General features: G+C 41.6%; 25 protein-coding genes. 14 read left to right on the forward strand and 11 right to left on the reverse strand.

The window, feature by feature from the left end:
- Positions 1-154 precede the first annotated feature (154 nt).
- The 9 genes from D8793_RS05795 (at position 155) to D8793_RS05835 (ending at position 7357) form a co-directional block, all read left to right on the forward strand.
- Complete coding sequence (locus D8793_RS05795) at positions 155-502, forward strand: hypothetical protein (protein WP_185761048.1); 348 nt, start codon at positions 155-157, stop codon at positions 500-502.
- A gap of 9 nt (positions 503-511) precedes the next feature.
- Positions 512-859 (forward strand): class Ib ribonucleoside-diphosphate reductase assembly flavoprotein NrdI, encoded by a 348-nt coding sequence (locus tag D8793_RS05800; protein ID WP_125371519.1) that lies wholly within the window; start codon positions 512-514, stop codon positions 857-859.
- A gap of 195 nt (positions 860-1054) precedes the next feature.
- The gene (locus tag D8793_RS12160) at positions 1055-1186 is read left to right on the forward strand and encodes a hypothetical protein (protein ID WP_260471119.1); all 132 of its coding nucleotides are present in this window, start codon (positions 1055-1057) and stop codon (positions 1184-1186) included.
- 526 nt (positions 1187-1712) lie between these two features.
- On the forward strand, positions 1713-2480 hold the full coding sequence (locus tag D8793_RS05810) for an ABC transporter ATP-binding protein (protein WP_125371520.1): 768 nt from the start codon (positions 1713-1715) through the stop codon (positions 2478-2480).
- On the forward strand, positions 2473-4461 hold the full coding sequence (locus D8793_RS05815; RefSeq protein WP_125371521.1) for an ABC transporter permease: 1989 nt from the start codon (positions 2473-2475) through the stop codon (positions 4459-4461). The genes D8793_RS05810 and D8793_RS05815 overlap by 8 nt, the downstream gene beginning before the upstream one ends.
- A 127-nt stretch (positions 4462-4588) precedes the next feature.
- Positions 4589-5989, forward strand: a complete 1401-nt coding sequence (locus tag D8793_RS05820; protein ID WP_125371522.1) for an amino acid permease — start codon at positions 4589-4591, stop codon at positions 5987-5989.
- Positions 5990-6031: 42 nt separating this feature from the next.
- A complete protein-coding gene (locus tag D8793_RS05825; protein ID WP_125371523.1) occupies positions 6032-6301 on the forward strand; it encodes a hypothetical protein in 270 nt (89 codons plus the stop codon).
- Between the two features lie 156 nt (positions 6302-6457).
- Positions 6458-6883, forward strand: a complete 426-nt coding sequence (locus D8793_RS05830; protein WP_125371524.1) for a GNAT family N-acetyltransferase — start codon at positions 6458-6460, stop codon at positions 6881-6883.
- A 15-nt stretch (positions 6884-6898) separates the two neighbouring features.
- Positions 6899-7357 carry a GNAT family N-acetyltransferase gene (locus D8793_RS05835; protein ID WP_125371525.1) on the forward strand — a complete coding sequence of 153 codons (459 nt, stop codon included), beginning with the start codon at positions 6899-6901 and terminating at the stop codon, positions 7355-7357.
- Positions 7358-8434: 1077 nt separating this feature from the next.
- On the opposite strand, the gene D8793_RS05840 is transcribed toward D8793_RS05835, so the two are convergent.
- Positions 8435-8869: a DUF1492 domain-containing protein gene (locus tag D8793_RS05840; protein ID WP_125371526.1), complete on the reverse strand. Its 435-nt coding sequence runs from the start codon at positions 8867-8869 to the stop codon at positions 8435-8437.
- A gap of 133 nt (positions 8870-9002) precedes the next feature.
- Between D8793_RS05840 and mazE the strand changes: the two genes are divergently transcribed.
- Both mazE and D8793_RS05850 read left to right on the forward strand, forming a co-directional pair.
- Positions 9003-9218 (forward strand): type II toxin-antitoxin system PemI/MazE family antitoxin, encoded by a 216-nt coding sequence (gene mazE / locus D8793_RS05845; protein ID WP_125371527.1) that lies wholly within the window; start codon positions 9003-9005, stop codon positions 9216-9218.
- Positions 9202-9555 carry a type II toxin-antitoxin system PemK/MazF family toxin gene (locus D8793_RS05850; protein WP_062198914.1) on the forward strand — a complete coding sequence of 118 codons (354 nt, stop codon included), beginning with the start codon at positions 9202-9204 and terminating at the stop codon, positions 9553-9555. The genes mazE and D8793_RS05850 overlap by 17 nt, the downstream gene beginning before the upstream one ends.
- A 251-nt stretch (positions 9556-9806) precedes the next feature.
- On the opposite strand, the gene D8793_RS12165 is transcribed toward D8793_RS05850, so the two are convergent.
- The 10 genes from D8793_RS12165 to D8793_RS05895 all read right to left on the reverse strand — a co-directional run bounded on the left by D8793_RS12165 (position 9807) and on the right by D8793_RS05895 (position 16041).
- Positions 9807-10316, reverse strand: a complete 510-nt coding sequence (locus tag D8793_RS12165) for a hypothetical protein (RefSeq protein ID WP_260471154.1) — start codon at positions 10314-10316, stop codon at positions 9807-9809.
- Positions 10317-10413: 97 nt separating this feature from the next.
- Entirely contained in the window at positions 10414-10872 is a 459-nt protein-coding gene (locus D8793_RS05860) for a hypothetical protein (RefSeq protein ID WP_125371529.1), read from the reverse strand.
- An 11-nt stretch (positions 10873-10883) separates the two neighbouring features.
- Positions 10884-11060: a hypothetical protein gene (locus D8793_RS11880; RefSeq protein ID WP_185761044.1), complete on the reverse strand. Its 177-nt coding sequence runs from the start codon at positions 11058-11060 to the stop codon at positions 10884-10886.
- Between the two features lie 335 nt (positions 11061-11395).
- Entirely contained in the window at positions 11396-12898 is a 1503-nt protein-coding gene (locus tag D8793_RS05865) for a DNA primase family protein (protein WP_125371530.1), read from the reverse strand.
- Positions 12899-12917: 19 nt separating this feature from the next.
- Positions 12918-13778 carry a primase alpha helix C-terminal domain-containing protein gene (locus D8793_RS05870; protein WP_125371531.1) on the reverse strand — a complete coding sequence of 287 codons (861 nt, stop codon included), beginning with the start codon at positions 13776-13778 and terminating at the stop codon, positions 12918-12920.
- Positions 13779-13912: 134 nt separating this feature from the next.
- Positions 13913-14194 carry an XRE family transcriptional regulator gene (locus D8793_RS05875; protein WP_125371532.1) on the reverse strand — a complete coding sequence of 94 codons (282 nt, stop codon included), beginning with the start codon at positions 14192-14194 and terminating at the stop codon, positions 13913-13915.
- Positions 14187-14519, reverse strand: coding sequence for a DNA-binding protein (locus D8793_RS05880; RefSeq protein WP_125371533.1), 333 nt, complete (start codon positions 14517-14519; stop codon positions 14187-14189). The genes D8793_RS05875 and D8793_RS05880 overlap by 8 nt, the downstream gene beginning before the upstream one ends.
- Positions 14506-14721, reverse strand: a complete 216-nt coding sequence (locus D8793_RS05885; RefSeq protein WP_125371534.1) for a hypothetical protein — start codon at positions 14719-14721, stop codon at positions 14506-14508. The genes D8793_RS05880 and D8793_RS05885 overlap by 14 nt, the downstream gene beginning before the upstream one ends.
- Positions 14722-15200: 479 nt before the next feature.
- A complete protein-coding gene (locus D8793_RS05890) occupies positions 15201-15830 on the reverse strand; it encodes a Rha family transcriptional regulator (RefSeq protein WP_125371535.1) in 630 nt (209 codons plus the stop codon).
- 13 nt (positions 15831-15843) lie between these two features.
- Positions 15844-16041: a helix-turn-helix domain-containing protein gene (locus D8793_RS05895; protein ID WP_125371536.1), complete on the reverse strand. Its 198-nt coding sequence runs from the start codon at positions 16039-16041 to the stop codon at positions 15844-15846.
- 188 nt (positions 16042-16229) lie between these two features.
- Between D8793_RS05895 and D8793_RS05900 the strand changes: the two genes are divergently transcribed.
- The 3 genes from D8793_RS05900 to D8793_RS05910 all read left to right on the forward strand — a co-directional run bounded on the left by D8793_RS05900 (position 16230) and on the right by D8793_RS05910 (position 19434).
- The gene (locus tag D8793_RS05900; RefSeq protein ID WP_446677589.1) at positions 16230-16880 is read left to right on the forward strand and encodes a helix-turn-helix domain-containing protein; all 651 of its coding nucleotides are present in this window, start codon (positions 16230-16232) and stop codon (positions 16878-16880) included.
- A 188-nt stretch (positions 16881-17068) separates the two neighbouring features.
- Positions 17069-18055, forward strand: coding sequence for a RhuM family protein (gene rhuM / locus D8793_RS05905; protein ID WP_125371538.1), 987 nt, complete (start codon positions 17069-17071; stop codon positions 18053-18055).
- 233 nt (positions 18056-18288) lie between these two features.
- Positions 18289-19434, forward strand: a complete 1146-nt coding sequence (locus D8793_RS05910) for a tyrosine-type recombinase/integrase (RefSeq protein WP_125371539.1) — start codon at positions 18289-18291, stop codon at positions 19432-19434.
- Positions 19435-19525: the final 91 nt, after the last annotated feature.

Below are 19525 nucleotides of genomic sequence, written 5' to 3' on the forward strand. Positions count from 1 at the left end.
CGTGAATGAATTTATCAAAATATTCATTCAGATAAGGAGGTGGATTTGTGTGATATAGAGCGATGGAGAAAGCAAATTAGAGGAAAATATTTTTTTGAGAAGATGTGAATGAATATTATAAGTTATTCATTCAAACAAGAAAGTGAGGAAAATGATGATGAAACAAGGTGGAAATCTATTGAGTGGAAGGACTATTTTGGGAGTTTGCCTAGTTGTGATTGGTTTTTTGACCCTTGGTTATGGCGGTGTGGAATTTGGCTTTGGCCTAAGTTTAGGCTTTCAGTCTTTTTTGATTGGTGGTCTCCTTTGTATCTTGGTTGGATTGCTCGTGATGTCAGGAGTAGCAGTAGCTGTCAAGCTGGTGGTCTTGGCCTTGACGGTGATCAGTATCTTGCTCTATATTCACAGTATGCCTGATTTGGAAATTCTCTTACAACTGATATCGGATGTAGTGGTTGTAGGCTTTGCTGCTTTTCTGGCAGTGCTTTTGTTGAGAAAGTAGGAGGAAAAAATGATTATAGTTTATGATTCAGTAACGGGTGTTGGGAAGCAATTTGCAGAATTGCTGGGTTATCCGACACAAAGCATCAAGGAAAAGTTGGAAGAACCTTGTATTCTGATTACGCGAAATGCTGGGGCTGGGAAAATTCCTTGGTCAAGCAAACGCTTCATCAAGAAACATTCAAGCCTGATTAAAGGCTTTGTCAATAATGGAGATTCGGTGAAGCATGGACAGACCTTCTGCGGGGCTACACCTTTGATTATCGAAAAATATGGGCTGCCGCATATCTGCGATATTGACAGAGGTGGCAAGGAAGAAGACATCAAACTTGTGCAGGAATACCTAGCTAAATTCTAAGAGTGGATGATTTATATGATAAATCTATAGGAAAAGGATGGGTGATAATCACTCATCCTTTTTAAGATGACAAAAATGTAAGTTTAAAGTTTAAAATGAAAGGTTATTCGATGGTAGTGGGACGGGGAATTTTATATCATATAGGTGTAAGGAAAAACAAATCATAAATAATATCCAAATAAAAGGAGGCCCACTATGAAAACAAATCTCTTCAACCATAAACAAAAGACACCAAAGGCGCAAAAGATTTCTAAGGAAGAAATCGAAAAAACCAGACTGGGCTGTGCATCAAGCCAGTATTATTTCTGGTTACAATATAGTCATTAAGAAGCAGATGCAGTGAAGGGGCTGGAGAGTGGGACAGAAATCGGTAATTCGTTAGAATTCGATTTCGTCGTCCCACCTCCGCACAGTTGAGTAGGGCTGTAAAAGCTGATGAAATCAGCGTAGTAGAGCCCACTCAACCACTGCGTCTTGCTCGACAATCCAAAGACAATTGAGAGGCTAGGCCCTTTTTCCCAGTCCCACTGCCTTTTTGTCCAAACGGAATTGAAAGTTTAGGGAGGCAAACTGGGAAAACAACCCAAATCATACGGCCCTTTCCCTTTAATGAAAATCAGGTATTTCCATAACTAGAAGACCGCTAAGTGACAAAAATGTAAGATTAGCGTCCAAAATGAAAGATTAGCTTATGGAAACTTATCGGGCTTTTCGGTATGATAATAGTATCGTTTTTAGTTTGCTTTCAGTAGGGGCAGTGGCTCAGGTAATCTTGGAGCAGAGCCAGCTAATAAAGCATTGGAAGCTAAGTTAAATAACCATTTTACACATAAATAAAAAAAGAGGTTCAAGTATGACATTATTAGATGTACAACACGTGAAAAAGATTTATAAGACTCGCTTTCAGGGCAGCCAAGTGGAGGCACTGAAGGACATTCATTTTACGGTAGAAAAAGGCGAATATGTCGCCATTATGGGTGAGTCTGGCTCTGGGAAATCCACCCTGCTCAATATCCTAGCCATGCTGGACAAGCCGACTGAGGGTCGCGTCTTTCTCAACGGAACTGACACGGCAACCATCAAAAACAGCCAGGCTTCCAGCTTCCGTCGGGAGAAATTAGGCTTTGTCTTTCAAGATTTTAACTTGCTGGACACCCTATCGGTTAAGGATAATATCCTCCTGCCTCTGGTGCTCTCTCGTCGTCCTATTACCGAGATGATGCAAAAGCTGGTTGCCACCTGCAATGAGTTGGGGATTAACAAGCTACAAGAGAAGTTTCCTTATGAGATTTCCGGTGGCCAGAAGCAGCGGGTAGCAGTAGCCCGCGCCATTATCACAGATCCTGAGATTTTGCTGGCGGATGAGCCGACAGGAGCTTTAGATTCTAAGTCTTCGGCAGCTCTCTTAGATGTCTTTGATGACATTAATGATCGCGGCCAGACCATTCTCATGGTGACTCACTCGACTTCAGCTGCCAGTCGTGCCAAGCGGGTGCTCTTTATCAAGGACGGGATTCTCTACAATCAAATCTTCCGTGGCAACAAGACCGAGCGGCAGATGTTCCAAGAGATTTCCGATACTCTGACAGTTATGGCAAGTGAGGTGGAAGCTCATGCTTAGATTAACTAGTAAGCTTGCGCTTTCTAACTTAATCAAAAATCGTAAGCTTTATTATCCGTTCGCTCTGGCGACCTGTCTAGCTATCGCCATCTCCTACATCTTTTTCTCCCTGACTTTTAATCCTAATTTAGTAAAAATGACGGGGGCAAGCGCCGTTTCTATGGTGCTATCTTTTGGGATGGTGATTGTCAGCATCACGACCAGTATTATCGTCTTTTATGCTAATAGCTTTGTTTTCAAGAATCGCTCCAAAGAGCTGGGGCTCTACAGTGTGCTAGGGCTCAATAAATTCCACCTCTTTGTCATGGTGGTAATTGAATTACTGGTATTTGGTCTGGTCACTCTTATCCTTGGACTAGGGATTGGACTCTTATTTGACCAGTTGATCTATGCTCTCTTGCTAAAAATCATGGCGATAAAGGTCGTCTTGGTGTCAACTTTTCAGCCTGCTGTCGTTATCGCGGTTGCTGTTTTCTATGCTTTTGTCTTTTTCTGCTTGATGATTAGCAATGGTCTGCGCCTGAGAAAGCTTGATGCGTTGCAATTGGTCAAAGAGAAGAATAGCGGAGAAAAGAAAAGTCGCTTTTTATTCCTACAAACGCTACTTGGACTGGCAGCCTTGGCATACGGTTACTTCCTTGCATTAGGAGTGACCAATCCTTTATCAGCAGTCTTTACATTCTTTGTCGCGGTGCTCTTTGTGATTCTAGGCACCTATCTACTCTTTAATGCTGGAATTACAGTCTTTCTACAATTTTTGAAAAAGAGGAAGTCCTATTATTACCAACCTAATAACATGATTTCCGTTTCCAACCTGATTTTCCGCATGAAGAAAAATGCGGTGGGGCTAGCGACAATTGCTATCCTATCAACCATGGTTTTGGTAACCTTATCTGGCGGAGCTAATATCTATGCCGGTGGTGACTACATGCAGAAAGCTATGTTTCCTCATGATTTTAGCATTCAAGGAAAAGGAACCACAGGTGAGCAGATGGACCAAGTGCTGACAGAGTTTGTGAATGAACAGCAGTTACCAGTCACTAAGAAAGGTGTCTATCCATACTATACGATGGGAGTGACAAGTCGTGCTGACAACCAGCTCGATATCAACGCTGCTGCTCAAAAATTTGTCACACCGAAAACGTATATTTTGGCTATTTCAGAAGCGGATTATCAAAGTATGACGGGGAAAACTCTTGATCTTGGGGATGATGAAGTGGCACTCTACCAGCAAGGCGTGAAGTTAGATTCCAAGCAAGACTTACAGCTGGCTGGTCAGACCTTTAAAATCAAAGAGGAACTCAAAGAAGACTTTATCTTTGGTCATTTACCTGATCAGATGAACATGATCGTTCCAGAGAAAATCTACATGGTTCTTAAAAATCCTGACCAAATCTTCTCTGCAATGACGGATAAATATGCTGTAAACCTTAATTATTATGGTTGGCTTGATACAAAGCTGTCAACGGAAGAACAGCGTAATCTGAGGGATGCTTACCAAGAAAAATTGAATCAGTTTAATCAGACCTTGCCTGAAAATCAAGCAGTCTATGGTTCGGTAACAGCTTTTGATAAGCAAGAAATCAAAGGCATGCTGGGCGGCATGTTCTTCATCGGTATCTTCTTGTCGATCGTCTTTATGCTGGGAACCATTCTCATCATCTACTACAAGCAGATTTCAGAAGGGTACGAGGATCGGTATCGCTTTGTGATTCTACAAAAGGTCGGTCTGGATGAAAAGCAAATCAGGCAAACCATTCGGAAACAGATCTTGATTGTTTTCTTCCTGCCGCTGGCCTTTGCCTTTATCCATCTGACTTTTGCCTATCATATGCTGAGCTTGATCTTGTCTGCTCTTGGTGTTCTTAACTCAGCTCTCATGTTGGCTGTGACACTGGGTGTCTGTGCAATCTTCTTTATCAGCTATGTGATTGTCTTCATGATTACTTCCCGCAGTTATCGTAAAATTGTCTCTATGTAAGAAGTTGGGGTTTCCCAGCTTCTTTTTTGCTTTCTTTGCCCGTTGAAAAAGGGCAGATAAAAAGAGACTTTGGTAAATCCAATAATCTATGATATAATAAACCATCTATGCTTTGGAGGGAGATTTTATGAATATTTTTCGAAAAAAAGATGTCAGTAAAAACAGGACGGGAATGCGGCGGCATCTGAAGCTGATGGATTTGATTCTTTTAGGGATCGGTGCCATGGTTGGTACAGGGATTTTCACGGTTACAGGAATTGGTGCGGCGACTTATGCTGGTCCAGCTCTGATTGTGTCGATCGTGATTTCTGCCCTGTGTGTCAGCATCTCTGCCCTGTTTTATGCGGAATTTGCCTCTCGAGTTCCAGCTAATGGCGGAGCTTACAGCTATATTTACGCTGTTTTAGGAGAATTTCCGGCTTGGCTGGCTGGTTGGCTGACCATCATGGAATTTATGACAGCTATATCAGGTGTGGCTTCTGGCTGGGGTTCTTACTTGAAAGGGCTTTTGAGCGGCTTTCATATCCAGCTACCGACAGCCTTGAATGGCACATTCAATCCAAAAGCAGGTACTTATGTGGATCTGTTGCCTATTCTGGTTTTGGTCTTTGTGACAGGCGTAGTACTTCTAAACTCAAAAGCAGCCCTGCGCTTTAACTCAGCCTTGGTCGTCCTCAAATTCTCAGCCTTGGCTCTCTTTATTCTCGTTGGGCTTTTCCATCTTCGACCTGAGAATTGGTCTAACTTTGCGCCTTTCGGTTTTGGTCAGATCTATGGCGGTCAGACGGGGATTATGGCTGGAGCTTCTTTGATGTTCTTTGCCTTTCTGGGCTTTGAGTCGATTTCTATGTCTGTGGATGAGATCAAAGAGCCTCAAAAAAATGTGCCACGCGGCATTGTCCTTTCCCTTGGGATTGTGACCATCCTCTATATCTTAGTAACCTTGGTCTTGACAGGATTGGTACACTATACCAAGCTAAATGTTCCAGATGCAGTAGCCTTTTCACTTCGCAGTATTGGACTAGATTGGGCTGCCAATTATGTTTCTATCGTAGCGATTTTGACTCTGATCACGGTCTGTATCTCCATGACCTATGCCTTGTCTCGGATGATTTATAGTATAGCGCGTGACGGACTTTTACCGCGGTCTTTCAAGGAATTAACTGCTACTAGCCGTGTGCCTCAAAATGCTACTATCTTAGTGGGGATTGCCTCAGCTATTTGTGCGGGTATCTTTCCTCTTGCTAGTATCGCCTCTTTCCTCAATATCTGTACCTTGACTTATCTGATTATGCTGGCCTTTGCCATTTTGAAGTTGCGTAAGGAAAAGGGGCAGCCCAAGGCAGGAGAGTTTAAAACTCCGCTAGTGCCTCTAACTCCGATTTTATCTATTATCATCTGCCTTTCCTTTATGACTCAGTACACGTGGGATACTTGGTTGGCCTTTGGAATCGCTCTTCTTTTGGGAATTTTGATTTACTTTGGCTATGGTTACCGCCATTCAGAAATAGAAGTGAAAGAAAAATAGTGTAAAAAAGTTGTTCTGAACAGAACGTAGAAGGAGAAAAGAATGAAGAGTTTTAACCTAACGAAAAAGAAGAAAGTTTGGCTGTTTGCGCTTGCTTTGCTTGCCCTTATCTTACTAGCCATTGTAATTAATATCCAGATGAATCAACCTGAACATATGAGTGCTGACTATGTTGGGCTTTGGAAGTCAAGATGGCATGAGGAAAATAAAGACTGGCTCTATCCTCTGAAAAATATCTGTCTTGTCATTTTAGCGGTTCTAGCTGGTTCTGGTCTCATGATTGCGTTTTCCAAGAGTGAAAGATGGAAATAAGCTCTTGAAAATGAGGCAATCCAGCCCGATGATCTAACAGACCAGCCTTTAGAAGAGGCGGAATCTTGGTTGAAGGGACAGATGGGAGAATAGTTTATTGAAAGCAGTCAAAGAGACTGCTTTTCTGCTATAATAAAGAGAAGAACGAGGTGACAAATGATTCGTAAAGTAAAACTAAGAGATGCTGCAGCCATTCAGCGGCTCAATGATGAGTGTCTGGGCTATGATTTCGATAGGGAAGCGACGGAAGCGCAACTGAAGAGGCTGCTAGAGAATGACCAGCATTTGATTTTGGTTGCTGAAGAAGACGGACAGGTCATAGGTTACGCTCATGCGGCTAGCTACGACTGTCTCTATTTCCCGTCCTTGCTCAATCTCTTGGCTTTGGCCGTCGCTCAGGATTTTCAAGGGCAGGGACATGGCAGAGCGCTGATGCAAGCTTTGCGTGAAGAGGCAAAAGAGGCAGGCTACACAGGAATTCGGATTAATTCAGGCATTTCCCGCTCATCAGCCCATGAATTTTATCGCAGCCTCGGCTGCAGCGAAAAAGCAGACCAGAAACGATTTTATTGGGAATTTTAGAGAAGGGAGGAGTAGATGATGATTGAACTGCTAACCCAGCAGCATGCTTTGGAAATTGCTAACGACTGGCATTACGAGGCGCCCTATGACTTTTATGATATGAAAAATGATTTTGAGGATTATGAAGAAGTAATCTCTCCAGAAGCGCGTGGAGACCGTTATTATCAAGTTATGCGCGATGGGAAACTCTATGGATTTTTCTGCTTAGAGCAGAAAGGAGAGCGAACTTTGGAGCTTGGTTTGGGGATGAGGCCGGAGAACTGCGGAAAAGGCCAGGGCGCAGCATTTCTGCAGGAGATTCTGGACTTTATCATAGCAAATTTTGCGCCCCAAGTCCTAAGCCTATCTGTGGCTGACTTCAATCACCGAGCCCAGCAGCTGTATCTCAACATGGGCTTTGAAGTGGTGAGGCGCATTCCGCAGGAAAGCAATGGCGATATTCACCTCTTTGTGGAGATGGAGAAGAAGCTTTAACTTACCTATGACTGCTAACAGCAAATTTGTAAATGATTACCAATAAACAAAAGGAGAAAATCATGACATTTGAAGAAATTTAGAAAAACCATGATTTTATATATTCTTTAGTGTCTCTTTACAGTGATTTATAGCGGTTTATAGCAAGAATACCCATATTAGTTCATCTTTGATATTCTTCAGGAGTCCACAAAAAGGTGAACAAAAAAGCCCTCAAAAAGGGCGCAAAATTAAATGAGTTCAGCAGGCAAGAACTAGCACCCCACAAGGTGCTTTTTAATTACTTGTGGAGTTGCTGATAGATATATTATATCATGAGGTGCATGCTTTGTAGAGTTATAACCTCACAAAAGCCCCTAGATTTTTTCTAAGGGCTAGCTATAAGAAAGGATAGGCGGGACCGCCGAATGTCGCCCGCATTTCTCGACCCACTAGCTAAGTGGCGCGTTGGAGGCGGATACTTTTCAACCTCTATCCTTTATATCTCGATTATATCATATTTCCTCTTAATCTAAATCTGTGAAGAATTATTCTTATCCTTATGTCCATATCGGCCGTAAAAAGCATACTCCTTTTCTTAATTGTTCCGTGAAAAAATGTATAGTGATGGTGTGAAGGCCGTAAAGAGTAGAGGGTAGGCCCATAGCCCCTGCCTTTGATGTTATTAATCTTTTATTACTCTCGATATTTGCAGTCCTCTTTGTTCGCTCCTTGTTCAATTAAAAAATGAAAATCTTTCTTGGTCTACTCTCGGCTCGATCGTGCGTAGCTTCATCCTCACGATAACTGGAGGAATGTGTAATAACTTGTCAGTACTAGGTTGTTTTTATAAATATCCTTAGTCAATGGGTAGCCTTATAGCTAAAAAATCAACTTAAAAGCCTAATAATACCGCATTTCTTTCTGCTTTAAAATTTTCAAAAAGGGAATTTTTCGCACAGAAAAGGCCGCGTCCTTTAAAACTGAAACAATATAGCCCCGTTCAAAAAAATAGGGGGTAATTTCCGAACGTTGAACAGTATAAGTGATAGCCTGAAGCATTTGGCCAAAAGGCAAGCAGCGAAAGAAGTTGCTTTGTTAAGTAAGTTTAGAAGCTCTATCATCCATGAGCTTAGCAAGCTTCTTTATTCCTGAACTCTTTATTCTGTAAATTGTAGTTTTTGACTTTTCTATCTCGTCTTCGATATTCCAGATTTCCAAGTGATTGACATAGGACATCCGCAATACTGACCTTTCAAGAGGATCACTCAGCTTGTCAATGAGTTTAGAAGTTTCTGAACGTTCCTTGATTAGATTGGAAAGTCTGTTTTGTATATCTTCTTTCAACTTTAAAACATAGACAAGTTCATTCTCCGTATTGTTCACTCTACTAGTCTGGACTTTGGTTTGTGTCAGAGTTGATTTTTTAAATAAACCTTGATCTAAATACTGAAGTTCTAACTGCAAACTCTGAATCTCTTTATCTAACCATCTAATACCTTCTAACTTTACTTTTACTTGCTCTGGTGTCATGCCTTAGCCTCCTCTTGTGGTATAATAAATCTATCAAATCTATACCAAGGAGTCAGTCGCAAGGCTGGCTTTTTGCTTGCTATTCTCTCTGTTTTTGTATATACTTGATATATACAAGCAAAGGAGAAAAGAAATGAATACAGTAAAAACCCGTAAAGTTGGGAACTCTCTGACTGTGACCATTCCAAAGTCGCTTGATGTCCCGGAAGGTCAAGAAATGGTCGTTTACAAGGGCGTTGATAATGTGATTGTCCTAGCTCCAAAGATTGCAGATCCATTCTCTGAAGTGGCTGATCTCCGTATGGAAAATGACTTTGAAGGGGTGAAACTACTTGACAGCGAAATCTAACTATATCCCAGAAAAGCAGGATATCATCTGGATAGACTTTGATCCATCTGTCGGGCGTGAGATACAGAAGCGCCGCCCTGCTGTGGTGGTATCTCGTAAGGAATACTCAGAACGCACTGGCTTCGTTGCCGTCTGCCCTGTTACGCATGGCCAGAAGAAACTAGAAAAGCTAGGCTTGCTGGTTCCTGTTCTATCCTCTGAGGTAGACGGCTCAGTGAATCCGCTCCAGCTTTATACCTTCGACTTTCGAGAACGTCAGGCGCAAAAAATCACCACCATGGACACACCGAGCTTTCAGAAGGTTGTTCAACTCTATAACTTCATTTTTGAAGCATGAATCGATCAAGCTAAGGCGGAGCGCCTTGGCTTTTTGTATTTTAGACGACTGGCGGGTTATGTCCATAATTGTCCATGTTTGAAAGCATGTTGTAAACAGATAAGGCGAGATATTTGTTCCTTCTCTGATTGATAAATGACAGGGGATATTTTGCATTTTCTCTATGTTCGCTCGAGCTTTGATCACGCGCAGCATAACCTAAAAACTGGTATTTTTTAGAGCTTTAGCTATTCCGTTTAGTTGCCGAGAAGCTACCTCAATCTACCCAAACCATTCAGCCAAAGACTATCCCCTTTTCTAGTATAGTTCAGGAACTTTTGATAGTGCTTATAGTACCTAGCGCACTTCATATACTTTGGTCGTTCAGGAAAAGCGTCAAACATATACCCGCCACGTTTAGGACTCCAACCCGGTTCTACCTTTCTAGCCTCTCTCAGTGCTCTCTCCCAATAGTATTGACAATCTGTCTTACTGCGGTTCAGGGTTGACTTATGTATTTTCTGGCATGATCCGCAACCATAGAGCAAATATCGTTTATAAAGTATTCTACACCGCCGACCACAAATAGGGCATAGAAAGAAGTAGCGATAGCCTCCCTTAGTCCCTGGTATTCTATCTAAATCAAAGTAGTCTTTGCCAAGGGTGATACATAAATTATCTAAGTCTATTTCTAGTTTCCTGCCGTCTAACTCAGCTATGCCATGGGTTAGATTTTTAATTTTCAATGGCTTTATAAATGTCTCTACAGCTATTGATTTTATAGTTTCCATCTGCTCCAAATACCTATATATAGAAAACCCAAATCTATTGGGATAAGTAGCAATTAAGCCACAAAAAGAGGCACTGCCCCTTTTGCTGCTATTCTTCACTGAGTAAGCCGCTTACTACCACATTACGGATAAACTGAGCTTGTTTTTCTTTGGGCAGTTGCAAGGCTTCAAGTAAAGACTCCAGAGCTTGCTTGTCTGTGCTTGCAATCAACTTCTTAATGATATTCTGGAACTGCCCTTCTAGGTACTCGCAAAAATGGATCCGCTGTGCTTGTGTTGGCTGCACTGGTACTGGTGAGCTATCTGCAATCAGTAAGAAGCAGGCTTCCGCGATTTGGGCGAATAACTTTGCACGCGCTTCAGGGTGTCTGTATAATTCATAGGCGTTTATGCTGGCGTCTTCCATCTGGAGCTTCTCACCTAGTTCAATCAGTTTAGGCGTATCTGCAAGACATACTGGTGTTGCATCCGCCATAAAATCGTCACGTTTGCGATTGAGTTCCTCCAGTTCCTGATCTGCCTGTTCAAAGTATGCTGGTTCTGTCATGGGCTTCCTCCTTATTCTTTATATAGGACCAGTAGCCCCAATGTTGCACTCAAATTCTCATAGTCACCCTCAGTTGCTTCAGTGCATTTTACATCCACAACTTCAACACTTGCCATAAAGTTATTGATTTGAGCTTCGAATTCCTGCAGGCTTTGCTTCTGTTGCTGATAAAATATCTTGATTTTCATTTTTTTAGCTCCTTTTCTTCAATTTGTTACCTTCTTTAGTGATTTTGTTACCTTCTAGGTAACATACTTTAGCCTTACTGCCACAAGGCTTTAGGTCGTTTTGTTACCATGTTGACCTTCTTTTGAAGTCCTTATCCCTTATATATAAATACTGCTTTTTTCTCTATATAGAGAGTTAAAAAGAAGGTAACAAGGTCAACATAAAGGACATAAAATTAGTAGTATCAAGGCTTTAAGATGTTGACCTTCTTCAAAGCAAGGTCAACAAGAAGGTCAACAAATTTTGTAAAAACCCAGTCGTATCAATGGTTTAGAGCATTATGAGAAGGTCAACATTATTCTTTTTTAGTTATAGCGTGATTTACTCGCCCCAGTTTCGGTCTCTCAAACTCCAACGGATCTAGTTTATCAAAATCTTCAATCCTAACACGAGCTTTTTTAAGTTGATACTTATTAGGTGTTAACTGTTGTAAGTGTCTTATCGTCTCTTTTCCTGCCCCGTAAACATTTGGCTTAGGTATTCCCATATCTTCAGCATAATGTTTCAGAGATCTGGTCATTATAAATACAGGCACTACGTCCAGCTCATGCCAACCTTTTTCCATGTATTCATGCTTAACCCATGAAAGTAAGTAGTCATTATCCTCTTGGTATTCTTCTAACAGGTCTTTGACTGCTTGAGGTTCGATAAAGTGAGTAAATGGCTCTTGATTGATAGCTTTGTATAAGGCATATTCTAGGACGTCCTTATTTGCTAAAAACTCGTTTTTTATCCAAGGCTTTTCCTTTTCCCCGTTAAAGTCAGCGTTAAAAGGGACGATCATAATTCGACGATACCAGCCTTTAGTCTTGTTGCCTCCGTTGGGGATATAGTTGCCCGAAAAAATATTAAAGAGCTTAAAAGTAGCCTCAAAAGCTGGCCGCCCTTTTGGATTGACTAGCACGGTGTCCCCGCTAGTGATACTCATTAGATCAGACGGATTTTTTAAGTATTCGTTTGGGGCTTCGTCTCCAATATTGCAAACTTTACCTACTAGCGTTTCCAAGTTATGCTTTTCAGCAAACTGGGCGGGCTTCAATGCTGATACATTGCTTTCTCCTATCAGATTGATAAGGAAGCGCTGAAATGTCCCTTTACCATTGTTACCGTCCCCGTAGAAGATTGCGAACTTGTTTCGGGTGTGGTTAGGATTGATAGCCTCTAGGATAATCTGCCAAAACAGTGTTACCAGTTCAGTATCATTACAAGCGATTGAGTTTAACCAATCGTCAAATGTCTTTCCTTCCCTATCGGTCGGAACTCGTGTAGGCGCGTGGTAGGCTGTACTGATCTTGCTTGTAATGACATAGTCAGGGCTAAATGCTAGTAGCTCCTTAGTTCTTAGGTCAATAATGCCATTCTTGACGGGGACAAGGTTAGCACTCTCCAGCGGTTTCTTAATCTTGGTCAATGTCCTAACCATTAACTTAATCTGTGGCCACTCTCTAGGCTTAATTCTCACGTCAAAAGTCTTACAGAATAGGTTAAACAAGTCATTACTAGCGGTATAGATACCCTCGTCTAAATCATAGATATAGAGTAGGCTATAGTCTGCTATGTTGCTTTTACTGATAAAAGTAAACGTGACAATATCGCTTAGTATTTTAGCAACGGTGAAGGTTTGGGGCATGGCTACCTTCTCGGTAACGTCCCCTGTGGACTCGTTTACCTTTGTTTCAGTATGTTCTGCCCGCCATTCTTCACCAGCCCGAAAGATACGATTTTCAAGCTCCTTCATCGTCCTAGGGGGTTGCTCTTTCTCTCTAACCTCTAAGATTTCACTTTTTAGGTTTTCCAATTCTTCTAGTTCTATGGTTCTACTCTCTCTTTCTATATTCTGCCCGTGCTATACTGCTGAAAGTACGGTCTAGTTCCTCGATTGGTAAAGGTTCAGCCGTCACGCTATTGGCTATCTTTGTAAGCTCGTAGGCGGTCTCTAGATCACAATCAACCAACTTGTTAAAGAGTAAGCCTACAAATCGTGTCACTGCCACGTTACGCCCTCCCTCGTCTCCAAAGCCATTAAAAAGCGTGTCAATGATTCTCATAGTCATTGACCTCTGGCCACTTGCTCTAGGCTTGTAACGCTCCGTAGTTTCTTGCTTCGCTCTTGGTTCAACCTTGGGGACTGGATAATCTAGGCCATGCTCGACAATTTTCTGATATTCGGATGGTTCTCCAGTGGTTACTGGTAGCCCTTGGAGTTGTGACCAGGTCAGACTGGTCATGTCAAAGGGTAGCCCTATCTTGTCAGCAATCTCCTTGACTACCTGCTTATAGGTTGACTCATTCATCACGTTGTCAGGCTTCACCACAAGGCGAAAACGGGGCTTTTCTAAGCAATGTTTGATAGTAGGGTATAAAATATAGGAGTAGCCAAAAAGAGCACTAGAAACAGCTTTTATGAAGTCCTCAGACGTACTCAGTATCTCGTCATAGTCAAGGAAAATCAAATCACGATACACTAAACTTTGATTACTTCTGCGATAGCTGCCATTTTTTTCTGGGGTCACTTTGCCGCTTAGACAGTAGGACGCTGCAGTTCGTTTGTATTCCTCAATATCTGCACCTTCTGGGGCTGACATGGGGTTAAACTGTGCAACATAATCAAACGGCTCTAGTGTGCCTTTATATGGCCGAACTAGTGATCCAAATCCTCGGCTTTCATAGATGGCCATCCTATCGCCCCTTTCTCCGTTTCTTTTTCAGGCGTTTTAAGCGTTTTTGTTCCTCGTGTGTAAGAGGTTTAGGCTGCCGATCCTTATAGATTTTCATATCATGATACTTGCCGCCACCTTGGGCGGGATGTATGTTATACCTTGCCATTTTCCACCCCCAAAAATTTTAAAAGTTCGCTAACCCTGTAATACACTTTTCTAGCGTCCTCTAGCGGTGGCTTGTATCGCCTTAGACCCGCTTTTTCCCACCGTTGTAGTGTCTTATATTTTATGTCCAGTTCGTCCATTGCTTGCTGGGATGAAATTAACCCTGTCAAGCGTGGTTTGGTCCTCTCACGCGCTTCTAGATAGTTCTCCACAAGCTCCAGAACGCCATGAGTTAGCTCATATTCACTTTCTTTGCTGAGACTAAACATTCTGATCAGCTCCCTTCAGCAGCTCTTTGTAGCTTTCTAAATCAGCTTTAATTAGCACATCTAGACGCCTTCCTTCTGTGTCATACTGAGCTTTTAGTTCCCTGATACCTGCTAGGCGTTCAGTATCATTAGCAGGGATGTAGTAGCCGTTACCTGCCCCACGTTTGGCCACAATAGGAATACCATAGCGAACGATAAGCCGAAGAATATGATCTCGTAAGGCTCTCATCTCCAGCCCCAGTACATTGGCAATATCTCGCCCTGCGCGTGGCTCGTCCGCCCCTACTGGTATCAGTCTCAAAATTCTTTCTTCAAGCTCCGTCATGGCCCCCCTCCTTTCGGTATTTGTCAGCTAGGGCATCGTGTTCTGAGATAAGTTGTTTTAGAGCATGGTTAGCTGTATGGAGTAGGGGAAAAGTTCTCTGCCCCTCCTCTGCGCTAGCTAATTCTAAAACCTCCAGAATGTCCTTTAACTCTCCGCAAAGCCCTTCGTAGTCTACTAGAATATCATTTGTTTTATCCGTCATCCTCTGCCCTCCATTGTTTCAAGCCATTTTTCCATCTTTCTGAGTTGCCGTTTGGTGATATACCCTCGGCGTCTGTAAGCAATAGCCCAGGAGTGAAACAGCTCAGCACATACGCCAGACAGAAAGAAAAGTAGTAGTGTTAAAATTGCACCTAGTAGTTCGCTCATTTTGATAACTCCCTATGTTTTTTTATTCATGATTCTTTTATCCTTGCTTTTTGGTGGTTGTTTCTTATACAGGATTTTTTCACCACCCCAAACGCTGGGCGATTGCCCCAAGCTGGCGAACGCTTGGAAAGTGATACCAGTTTTAAGAGTTGGCGCTCTCCATATTGTCAAAGTGTCCTAGATATGCTATAATCTAGGTATAAATCTTTACTAAAACCCTTTTAATAACAGCTTGCCTGCTTGTTTATTATGTTTTAGTGATAGTGTGAAAGGCTTTGCTGATTGGTCTCGGTAAGCCTTTTTTTGTTGCTCTCACGCGCCTTGTGGTGCGTTTTCTTTTGGTCTGAAGACCATGGACTTAATATCCTGATAGGTCATGCCTAGGTTAATCATAGCGATAGCCATATCTTCCAAGGCTTGGTATCTGACAAGCTCAGTACTGGTCAAGCTATCGATACCTGTCAGACCGCCACGCGCTGCCATCAGTTGCTTTTTATTCATGCCGCTAGTACCTTTTAGCAGAAGGTTTGTGATAGTGCTATGCGGATGCTTCGGAGCTTCCCTCCAGCTTTCTATGCTGTCATGTAAAGTCTTGCGCTTTGGCTTTTCTAAAGCACGCTGCAGCTTAAACTTTGCTAGCTCGTCCCGCATTTCAAAGAATGCTTTTACTAGATTTGTCTTGAACTCAACAATTTGCGGTGTGTTGTCTAAGTAAGTGATTAGTAGAGTAGCTTGTTGCTCATTTAAACGATAGACCTTTTTAGGTCGTCCTTTTCCATCCAATTTATGGATTTCAAATCCATAAAATCCAAACGCCGTAAATCGCTCTTTGTGATTTCTTAGTAGGCGTGTTACAGTGTGGTGCTGTACTCCAGCACATTCAGCGATAATCTCGCTTGTTGTGTACGGCTCTTTTTTGCCGTCCATGTAAACTAGGTTCATTGAGGCTCCTTTCTTAATCTTCGACTTTTAGAAACTCGTCCACAGTTACGCCTAGATACTCAGAGACTTTTTGCAAGGTCTCAATATCTGGACGCTTAGTGCGTTCATAGTACAAACTAGTAAGCGTGGTCTTTGAAATCCCTGTAGCCTTATAGACGTCTGAAACTTTTTTGCGTTGCTTTGCTAAAAGAACTCTAAAGTTATTTTTCAAAACTAAACACTCTTTTATTGAGTATTGTTATATTTTAGCGTACTTGCTAATAATCAACATGTTACACTATCCGAAAACATTTGTCAATAGTCTGTTATATTTTTTTATACATTGTGTTTTTTTGAGCTTTGAGTTATAATTTAGACACGGAGGAAATTATAATGATAAAAACAAATTTTGCAGTTCTCATGGCTGAAAGAGGCTTGAAAATAGCAGATGTTTATGAAGATACTGGCATTTCCAAAACTACCCTAATGGCTTTAGCTGAAAACACTGGTAAAGGAGTTCAATTTGAAACAGTCGATAAACTATGTAATTACCTTGGGATTGAATTAAAAGATTTCTTTATATATGTTCCGTATATTTGGGAAATGTATTTTAAAGCAAACGACGAAGAAAAGAACTCTGATTACGTAGTAATAAAACTGAAAACCAAAAATACTGAAAAAGATTATTTTCTAAACCTCTGGTATCGTCATCCAAAAAACTATGATTTTCCACTTGACGACGATAGCTTCAAACTTTGGCTCTTAGTTTACATAGAACAGAGTGATGCGTATGATGAAGAAGATTTTTATAGTTTCCTTTCCAATCTGCCCGTATCGATGAAAACTGCGTTCTACTCTCAGTTATTGGAGGTAATAAAAAATAATGTACTTCGAGTCAATAATAAAATAAAAGTTTTTTGCGACTTCTTAGAACGCACTGGAGAACTTGAAGATATGTTAGAAACTACCGTCTTGGAAAAAGNGGATAAAATCTATCTGTCATTCTTTGGCGCAGGAGTAAGGCGAGGTATGGAAAAAGAATTAGAGAACACCAAAACTTTAACTATATAAACCAACAAAACTAGATTTTGTATATGACTTTATTTAATAGCAAAACTCAGCACATATATTTTTCTTTAGGGCTGCCGAAAGTGCCTATTCTAACGCCAATGCGCGTGATTTCTCGGCGTTCGCTCGGAGTTCAACGCCATATTAGAGGCTCGTAACTCAACTACTCATAATTTTTTAGAAAGGATCTCATGAACGAACTGCAGTTTTTAATCTATACGGCTGGTGAAGGTCAAGAAACAGCTAGCGTAATTATCCGCGGTGAAACAATCTGGGCTAGTCAGAAAGAAATGGCTAGACTTTTTGATGTCGGTGTTCCTGCAATCAGTAAACACCTAAAAAATATCTTTGAAGAAGGCGAGTTAGAGGAAGATTCAGTTATTTCCAAAATGGAAACAACTGCGACCGATGGTAAGAATTACCTAGTCACTTACTACAACCTTGACGCCATTATCTCCGTAGGTTATCGGGTCAACTCTCAAAAAGCCACGCGCTTCAGACAGTGGGCTACTTCGGTACTTCGTGAATACATGATAAAAGGCTTCGCCATGGATGATGAGCGCCTGAAGCAAGGCGAGAACTTGCTGGAAAAAGACTATTTCCGTGAGCTCTTGGAGCGCGTGCGCTCTATCCGGGCTAGTGAGCGCCGTATATGGTTACAGATTACAGATATTTTTGCTGAAATCTCTATCGACTATGACCCACAAAGCACATTGACTAAGCAATTCTATGCGGATGTACAGAATAAGTTTCATTATGCAATTACTGGCCAAACTGCTGCGGAAATCATCTACGCTAAAGCAGATCATACAAAGGACAATATGGGGCTTACTACATGGAAAAACTCCCCTGACGGTCGCATACTGCAATCAGATACCCAAATAGCAAAGAATTATCTAACCGAAAAACAAATCCGCTCCCTTGAAAGAGGGATCTCTAGCTATTTTGATTATCTGGAAAGGCAAATTGAACAGAGAAAAGCTCAGACAATGCAGCAATTAGCCCAAAGTATTGACCGATTTTTGACTTTCCAAGAATACGATATTTTAGAAGGTCATGGGAAAATCACTTCCAAGGCTGCCAAAGATAAAGCAAAAGCAGAGTATCAACTTTTTAACAAAACCCAAAAGATAAACTCGGACTTTGAAAAACAAATCAAGCACCTATCAGATAAATAATCTGATATCCTCACAATCTCATTTTTTGACCTAGATTATTCACCCAAAACATGCCACGTTTTAAAACGCAATATAAGCCCGTTTAAGCGCGTGTTTTCTTTTCTGGTATATTTGATCGTCCAACTCATTAAAATCGAAAATAAAGGGGCTCTCGTGCCTCCTAGCATGATATAAACCTAATTCAATATAAAATCTTTTTAATAACAGCTTGCCTGCTGATGGAAAGGTATATCATGAAAATAACAGAAGTCAAAAAGAAAGACGGTAGCAACGTATACCGCGCAAGTGTCTATCTGGGAGTGGATCAGGTAACAGGGAAGAAAGTAAAGACCAGTATCACGGGACGAACAAGAAAAGAGGTCAAGAGCAAAGCCCAGCACGCGCAGCTTGACTTTAAAGCGAACGGGTCAACGGTTCATAAAACTGTGCGGGTGAAGAATTATCAAGAATTGGCTGAGTTATGGCTAGAAAGTTACCGGCTGACTGTCAAACCACAAACCTTCATAGCGACAGAAAGGATGGTGAATAGCCACCTAGTCCCAGTCTTTGGAAAGATGAAGCTGGATAAGCTGGCCGCTAGTTATATCCAGAGTTTCATCAATGACTTATCCAGACGCTTGGTTCACTTTGGTGTGGTTCACTCGATAAACAGCCGTATCTTAAAATATGGCGTTTCGCTGCAGCTCCTACCATTCAATCCAGCGAGGGATATTATCCTGCCCAGGAAGCCAAAGCGTGAGAGTAAAGCAATCAAGTTTATCGCTCCGGAGGACTTGAAGTCTCTTTTAGGTTATATGGAGAAGCTGGCATTCAAAAAATACAGTCATTATTTTGATTATGTGCTGTATAGCCTACTGCTTGCGACTGGTTGTCGCTTTGGGGAAGCGGTGGCTCTGGAGTGGTCTGATATTGACTTGGAGAATGCCACCATCAGCATATCAAAGAATTATAATAGGCTGGTGGATCTAGTAGGCCCGCCTAAAAGTAAAGCAGGAGTTAGAGTGATTAGTATTGACCGAAAAACAGTCAATATGCTTAAGCTCTACAAAAATAGGCAGCGGCAACTATTCGTAGAAGATGGGGCGCGTGCTCCGTCCGTAGTATTTGCTATCCCGACCAAAGAATATCAGAATATGGCCACAAGGCAAGATTCCCTAGATCGGCGCTGCAAAGAAATTGGAATACCCCGCTTTACTTTCCACGCCTTCCGCCATACTCACGCTAGTTTATTGCTCAATGCTGGTATCAGCTATAAAGAATTACAATACCGGTTAGGCCATGCTACCTTGGCTATGACCATGGACATCTATAGTCATCTATCCAAGGACAAAGAAAAAGAGGCTGTTTCATACTACGAAAAAGCTATAAATGACCTGTAAGTCCACAAAAAGGTGAACAAATTTAAGAACCACCTCATTTCAGAGGTTCACAAACCTTATCAAATCAAGGTTTATAGACAATAAAGGAGAA

Origin of the sequence: Streptococcus cristatus (assembly GCF_003943465.1) — a bacterium.
In the GTDB taxonomy this organism is placed as follows: domain Bacteria; phylum Bacillota; class Bacilli; order Lactobacillales; family Streptococcaceae; genus Streptococcus; species Streptococcus cristatus_C.